This is a genomic window from Streptomyces sp. URMC 123 (genome assembly GCF_051386515.1).
GTDB lineage: Bacteria > Actinomycetota > Actinomycetes > Streptomycetales > Streptomycetaceae > Streptomyces.
The window spans coordinates 1-7,070 of record NZ_JBPQTV010000337.1 but is presented as its reverse complement, the minus strand read 5'-3'; the positions used below and the strand labels follow the sequence as shown (position 1 = coordinate 7,070).

General features: G+C 71.7%; 5 protein-coding genes. 3 read left to right on the top strand and 2 right to left on the bottom strand.

The features are described from left to right. On the top strand, nucleotides 1-2,325 hold a 2,325-nt coding region (locus ACSNOD_RS26555; protein WP_436769595.1), incomplete at its 5' end, for a RelA/SpoT family protein. A 119-nt stretch (nucleotides 2,326-2,444) separates the two neighbouring features. On the opposite strand, the gene ACSNOD_RS26550 is transcribed toward ACSNOD_RS26555, so the two are convergent. Further along, on the bottom strand, nucleotides 2,445-3,674 hold the full coding sequence (locus tag ACSNOD_RS26550) for a DUF349 domain-containing protein (RefSeq protein WP_436769594.1): 1,230 nt from the start codon (nucleotides 3,672-3,674) through the stop codon (nucleotides 2,445-2,447). Nucleotides 3,675-3,925: 251 nt separating this feature from the next. Beyond that, nucleotides 3,926-4,735, bottom strand: coding sequence for a peptidylprolyl isomerase (locus tag ACSNOD_RS26545; protein ID WP_436769593.1), 810 nt, complete (start codon nucleotides 4,733-4,735; stop codon nucleotides 3,926-3,928). Between the two features lie 193 nt (nucleotides 4,736-4,928). On the opposite strand from ACSNOD_RS26545, the gene ACSNOD_RS26540 reads away from it, so the two are divergent. Further along, nucleotides 4,929-5,648, top strand: a complete 720-nt coding sequence (locus ACSNOD_RS26540; RefSeq protein ID WP_436769592.1) for an MBL fold metallo-hydrolase — start codon at nucleotides 4,929-4,931, stop codon at nucleotides 5,646-5,648. Nucleotides 5,649-5,658: 10 nt separating this feature from the next. Beyond that, a complete protein-coding gene (hisS, locus tag ACSNOD_RS26535) occupies nucleotides 5,659-6,921 on the top strand; it encodes a histidine--tRNA ligase (protein WP_436769591.1) in 1,263 nt (420 codons plus the stop codon). Nucleotides 6,922-7,070: the final 149 nt, after the last annotated feature.

Genomic DNA, 7,070 nt, shown 5'->3' with positions numbered 1-7,070 from the left:
GCCCCAGCCACCCCCGCCCGCTCCGGGTCCTCCAACCGGGTGCGGGCCCGGCTGGCCCGGCTCGGCGTCCAGCGTTCGAGCCCGTACAACCCCGTGCTCGAACCGCTGCTGAGGATCGTCCGCAGCAACGATCCGAAGATCGAGACGGCCACGCTGCGCCAGGTGGAGAAGGCGTACCAGGTCGCCGAGCGCTGGCACCGCGGCCAGAAGCGCAAGAGCGGCGACCCGTACATCACCCACCCGCTCGCGGTGACCACGATCCTCGCCGAGCTCGGCATGGACCCGGCCACGCTGATGGCCGGGCTGCTGCACGACACCGTCGAGGACACCGAGTACGGCCTGGACGACCTGCGCCGCGACTTCGGCGATCAGGTCGCCCTGCTCGTCGACGGCGTCACCAAGCTCGACCGGGTGCAGTTCGGCGAGGCCGCGCAGGCCGAGACCGTGCGCAAGATGGTCGTCGCCATGGCCAAGGACCCGCGCGTCCTGGTCATCAAGCTCGCGGACCGCCTGCACAACATGCGCACCATGCGCTACCTCAAGCGGGAGAAGCAGGAGAAGAAGGCCCGCGAGACCCTGGAGATCTACGCCCCGCTGGCGCACCGGCTGGGCATGAACACCATCAAATGGGAGCTGGAGGACCTCGCCTTCGCGATCCTCTACCCCAAGATGTACGACGAAATCGTGCGCCTGGTCGCCGAGCGCGCCCCCAAGCGGGACGAGTATCTGGCGATCGTCACCGACCAGGTGCAGGGCGATCTGCGCGCCGCCCGGATCAAGGCGACCGTGACCGGCCGCCCCAAGCACTACTACTCCGTCTACCAGAAGATGATCGTCCGCGGCCGGGACTTCGCGGAGATCTACGACCTGGTGGGCATCCGGGTGCTCGTCGACACCGTCCGGGACTGCTACGCGGCGCTCGGCACCATCCACGCGCGATGGAATCCGGTCCCCGGCCGGTTCAAGGACTACATCGCGATGCCGAAGTTCAACATGTACCAGTCGCTGCACACGACGGTCATCGGCCCCAGCGGCAAGCCGGTCGAGCTCCAGATCCGCACCTTCGACATGCACCGCCGCGCGGAGTACGGCATCGCCGCGCACTGGAAGTACAAGCAGGAGGCCGTCGCCGGGGCCTCCAAGGTCCGCACCGACGTGCCCCGGCACACCGGCAAGGGCGCCGGCCAGGACACCGTCAACGACATGGCCTGGCTGCGGCAGTTGCTGGACTGGCAGAAGGAGACGGAGGACCCGGGGGAGTTCCTGGAGTCCCTGCGCTTCGACCTGTCCCGCAACGAGGTCTTCGTCTTCACGCCCAAGGGCGATGTCATTGCCCTGCCGGCCGGCGCCACCCCCGTCGACTTCGCCTACGCCGTGCACACCGAGGTCGGCCACCGCACCATAGGGGCCCGGGTCAACGGGCGGCTCGTGCCGCTCGAATCGACCCTGGACAACGGCGACCTGGTGGAGGTCTTCACCTCCAAGGCCCCCGGCGCCGGCCCCTCCCGCGACTGGCTCGGCTTCGTCAAGTCCCCGCGCGCCCGCAACAAGATCCGTGCCTGGTTCTCCAAGGAGCGCCGCGACGAGGCGATCGAGCAGGGCAAGGACGCCATCGTGCGGGCCATGCGCAAGCAGAACCTGCCGATCCAGCGCATCCTCACGGGCGACTCCCTGGTCACCCTCGCGCACGAGATGCGCTACCCCGACATCTCCTCGCTCTACGCGGCCATCGGCGAGGGCCATGTCTCGGCGCAGAACGTCGTCCAGAAGCTCGTCCAGGCCCTGGGCGGCGAAGAGGCCGCCAACGAGGACATCGCCGAGTCCGCGCCGCCGCTGCGCAGCCGCGCCAAGCGGCGCTCCAGCGCCGATCCGGGCGTGGTGGTCAAGGGCGTGGACGACGTCTGGGTGAAGCTGGCCCGCTGCTGCACGCCGGTCCCCGGCGACCCCATCATCGGGTTCGTCACCCGGGGCAGCGGCGTATCGGTCCACCGCCAGGACTGTGTGAACGTCGACTCGCTCTCGCAGCAGCCGGAGCGGATCATCGACGTGGAGTGGGCGCCGACCCAGTCCTCCGTCTTCCTGGTCGCCATCCAGGTCGAGGCGCTGGACCGGTCCCGGCTGCTGTCGGACGTCACCCGGGTCCTCTCCGACCAGCATGTGAACATCCTGTCCGCCGCGGTCCAGACCTCCCGCGACCGGGTGGCCACCTCCCGCTTCACCTTCGAGATGGGCGACCCGAAGCACCTGGGCCATGTGCTCAAGGCGGTGCGCGGCGTGGAGGGCGTCTACGACGTCTACCGCGTCACCTCCGCCCGCCGGCAGTAGCCGCCCGGCCCGCGGGCCACGCCACCCTCCGGCGCAGATGAGTGGGCCCCGGTACGCGATCGCGTACCGGGGCCCACTCATGTGTCCCGCCGTGAGCGGCGGGGCGGGTCCGGGTGGCGTCAGCCGCCGAACTCCTCCAGGCCCTTCAGCGCCTGGTCGAGCAGCGCCTGCCGCCCCTCCAGCTCCTTGGCCAGCTTGTCCGCCCGGGCGTTGTTACCCGCCGCACGGGCCTGGTCGACCTGCGCGCGCAGCTTGTCCACGGCCGCCTGGAGCTGCCCCGTCAGCCCGGCGGCACGCGCCCGCGCCTCGGGGTTGGTACGGCGCCACTCCGCCTCCTCGGCCTCCTGGATCGCCCGCTCCACCGCGTGCATCCGGCCCTCGATCCGCGGCCGGGCGTCCCGCGGCACATGGCCGATGGCCTCCCAGCGCTCGTTGATCGCCCGGAACGCTGCCCGCGCCGCCTTGAGGTCCGTCACCGGGAGCAGCTTCTCCGCCTCGACGGCCAGCTCCTCCTTGCGCGTGAGGTTGGCCTGCTGCTCCGCGTCGCGCTCGGCGAACACCTCGCCGCGCGCCTGGAAGAACACGTCCTGGGCGCCGCGGAAGCGGTTCCACAGCTCGTCCTCGGCCTCCCGCTGGGCCCGCCCGGCCGCCTTCCACTCCGCCATCAGCTCGCGGTACCGGGCCGCGGTCGGCCCCCAGTCGGTGGAGCCGGACAGCGCCTCGGCCTCGGCGACCAGCTTCTCCTTGACCTTGCGGGCCTCCTCGCGCTGGGCGTCCAGGGCCGCGAAGTGCGCCTTGCGCCGCTTGGAGAACGCCGACCGGGCGTGCGAGAAGCGGTGCCACAGCTCGTCGTCCGACTTGCGGTCCAGCCGCGGCAGACCCTTCCAGGTGTCCACCAGGGCCCGCAGCCGCTCGCCTGCCGCCCGCCACTGCTCGCTCGCGGCCAGCTCCTCGGCCTCGGCGACCAGCGCCTCCTTGGCCTTGCGGGCCTCCTCGGCCTGCTTGGCCTTGGCGGCCTTGCGCTCCTCGCGGCGCGACTCCACGTCGCCGACCAGCTTGTCGAGGCGCTGGCGCAGGGCGTCGAGGTCACCGACGGCGTGGTGCTCGTCGACCTGTGCGCGCAGATGCTCGATGGCGGTCAGGGCGTCCTTGGTGGAGATATCGGTGGTCCCCACCCGGCGTTCGAGGAGGCCGATCTCTACGACGAGCCCGTCGTACTTGCGCTCGAAGTAGGCGAGGGCCTCCTCGGGAGATCCCGCCTGCCACGATCCGACGACCTGCTCGCCGTCGGCTGTACGCACGTAAACGGTCCCCGTCTCGTCGACGCGGCCCCATGGGTCGCTGCTCACAGCGCCTCCTCCACATGATGCCCGGCGGGCCCATGGCCCGCGGGCATCGTCCACAGTTCATCCCTCCCCGCCCCCTTCGGGCAGGAGGGGCCGGGGCGGCTCCGCCCGAGCCGGTTCCGACGGGCGGCCGGCGCGGTCCATCGCACCGCCGCACATGGCTCGCCGGAGCAGTCACCCCGCACAACGCCAACATAGGCGAACGGCGGGTCGGCTGTCCGCATCCAGCGCGACCGAAATTCCCCGGTCGGGCCTCAGGAGGCGGTGACGGTCGCCTTGTCGATGACCACGGTCGCGTTGGGCGCGCCGTCCCCGGCGCCACCGCTCTCGCCCGCCGCGGCGATCTTCTTCAGCACGGCCATGCCGGCCTCGGAGACGGTGCCGAACGGGGTGTAGTTCGCCGGCAGCGGACTGTCCTGGTAGACGAGGAAGAACTGGCTGCCGCCGGTGTTCGGCCCGGCGTTCGCCATCGCCACCGTGCCCGCGGGGTAGACGCCGCCCTTGAGCCGCTCGTCCTTGAGGTTCTCGTCCTTGAGCTTGTAGCCCGGGTCGCCCATGCCGGTGCCCTTGGGGTCGCCGCACTGGAGCACATAGATGCCCGAGGTGGTCAGGCGGTGGCACTTGGTGTGGTCGAAGTAGCCCTGCCCGGCCAGGAAGGCGAAGGAGTTGACGGTGTGCGGCGCCTTGTCCGCCTGCAGCGCCAGGTCGATGTCGCCACAGGTGGTCTTCAGCTTCATGGTGTGGGCCGCGGCCGTGTCGATGGTCATCGCCGGCTCCTTGTCCCAGGTTCTGCCGGACGGCTCACCGGGGGCGGGCTTGGCGCACGGGTCCGGGGCCTTGCTGCTCGCCGACGGGCTCGGCGCCGCGCTGTCGCCCTTGGCGTCGCCGCCGCCGAGGCCGCCGACGGCGTAGGCCGTCGCGCCGAGCGCGACCACCACGGCCACCGCGGCCGCGATCGCCGCGTTGCGGACGCGGGCCTTGCGCCGCTGCTCGGCGCGCCGCTGTTGCTGGCGCTCGAACTTCTCCCGCGCGAGCTGACGTCGTCGCTGATCCTTCGAGACCACCGGGCTCTCCTCGTACCGTCTCGTCCTCGTGTCCTCATGGGCCGGCCGGCGCGGGTGCCGCCCCGGTCGACGTGAGCCGTACGGTATACGGATTTCGCCGCTCCGACCCCGTATGGGTTCGCCGTGGCCGCTCCCGCGCCGGTAGGCTCTGATCTGCTCAGATCTCGTACTCGACGACTCATTAAGGACGATCGTGCTCATTGCCGGGTTCCCCGCCGGGGCCTGGGGCACCAACTGCTACCTGGTCGCCCCCGCCGCCGGCGAGGAGTGCGTGATCATCGACCCGGGCCATCAGGCCGCCCAGGGAGTCGAGGAGGCGCTGGCCAAGCATCGGCTCAAGCCCGTCGCCGTCGTCCTCACGCATGGCCATCTCGACCATGTCGCCTCGGTGGTCCCGGTCTGCGGCGCGCATGACGTGCCCGCCTGGATTCACCCCGCGGACCGCTACATGATGAGCGACCCGGAGAAGGCGCTGGGGCGGTCGATCGGCATGCCGCTGCTGGGCGAGCTCACCGTGGGCGAGCCGGACGACCTGCGGGAACTGGCCGACGGGAGCGTGCTGGAGCTCGCCGGGCTGGAGTTCCGGGTCGCCCACGCGCCGGGCCATACCAAGGGGTCGGTGACCTTCCGGATGCCCGAGGCGCCCGACGGGGCGGACATCCCGTCGGTGTTCTTCTCGGGCGACCTGCTGTTCGCCGGCTCCATCGGACGCACCGATCTGCCCGGCGGCGACCACGCCGAGATGCTCGAGTCCCTGGCCCGTGTGTGCCTGCCGCTCGACGACTCGACCGTGGTGCTGTCCGGCCACGGCCCCCAGACGACCATCGGCCGCGAGCGCGCCACCAACCCGTATCTGCGCGAGGTGGCCGCCGGCCTCGGAGCCGGGACCCCGGCTTCACGACGAGGATTGTGACGAGTTTTTCGTGAGCACCTTCAAGGCCCCCAAGGGCACCTACGACCTGCTGCCGCCCGACTCGGCGGCCTTCCTCGCGGTGCGCGAGGCCATCGCCGCGCCGCTGCGCAACTCCGGCTACGGCTACATCGAGACGCCCGGCTTCGAGAACGTCGAGCTGTTCGCGCGCGGTGTCGGGGAGTCCACCGACATCGTGACGAAGGAGATGTACACCCTCACCACCAAGGGCGGGGACAACCTCGCGCTGCGCCCCGAGGGCACCGCCTCCGTGCTGCGCGCCGCGCTGGAGGCCAACCTCCACAAGGCGGGCAACCTCCCCGTCAAGCTCTGGTACTCCGGTTCCTACTACCGCTACGAGCGCCCGCAGAAGGGCCGCTACCGGCACTTCTCGCAGGTCGGCGCCGAGGCGATCGGCACGGAGGACCCGGCGCTGGACGCCGAGCTGATCATCCTCGCCGACCAGGCGTACCGCTCGCTCGGCCTGCGGAACTTCCGCATCCTGCTCAACTCGCTGGGCGACAAGGAGTGCCGTCCGGTCTACCGCGAGGCGCTCCAGGGCTTCCTGCGCGACCTGGACCTGGACGAGGACACCCGCCGCCGCGCCGAGATCAACCCGCTGCGGGTCCTCGACGACAAGCGCGCCGAGGTGCAGAAGCAGTTGGTGGGCGCGCCGATGCTGCGCGACTACCTGTGCGACGCGTGCAAGGCGTACCACGAGGAGGTGCGCGAGCTGCTGACGGCGGCCGGCGTGGCCTTCGAGGACGACGAGAAGCTGGTCCGCGGCCTGGACTACTACACCCGCACCACCTTCGAGTTCGTCCACGACGGCCTGGGCTCGCAGTCGGCGGTCGGCGGCGGCGGTCGCTACGACGGCCTCTCCGAGATGATCGGCGGGCCCGCCCTGCCGTCCGTCGGCTGGGCCCTCGGCGTGGACCGCACCGTGCTCGCCCTGGAGGCGGAGGGCGTCGACCTCCGACTGCCCGCCACCACCGACGTGTTCGCCGTGCCGCTCGGCGAGGAGGCCCGCCGGACGCTCTTCGGCGTGGTCACCGAGCTGCGCCGGGCCGGGGTGGCGACGGACTTCTCCTACGGCGGCAAGGGTGTGAAGGCGGCCATGAAGGCGGCCAACCGCTCCGGTGCCCGCTTCGCCCTGGTGCTCGGCGAGCGCGATCTCGCCGAGGGCGTGGTGCAGCTCAAGGACATGGCCAGCGGTGAGCAGGAGGCGATCCCGCTCGCCGAGGCGGTCGCGGTGGTGCGCGGGCGCGTCGGCTGACGCGCGCGCCGAGCGCCCGTGGGGGCGCCGAGCGCGGCGGACACGAGCACCGAGGCCGGACGGCACGCCCGTCCGGCCTCGTGCCGTTCCCGGCGGGCCGGGCCTCCCCGCGCCCGGGGCGGAGGCCCGGGGCGGGCGACCCGGGCCTC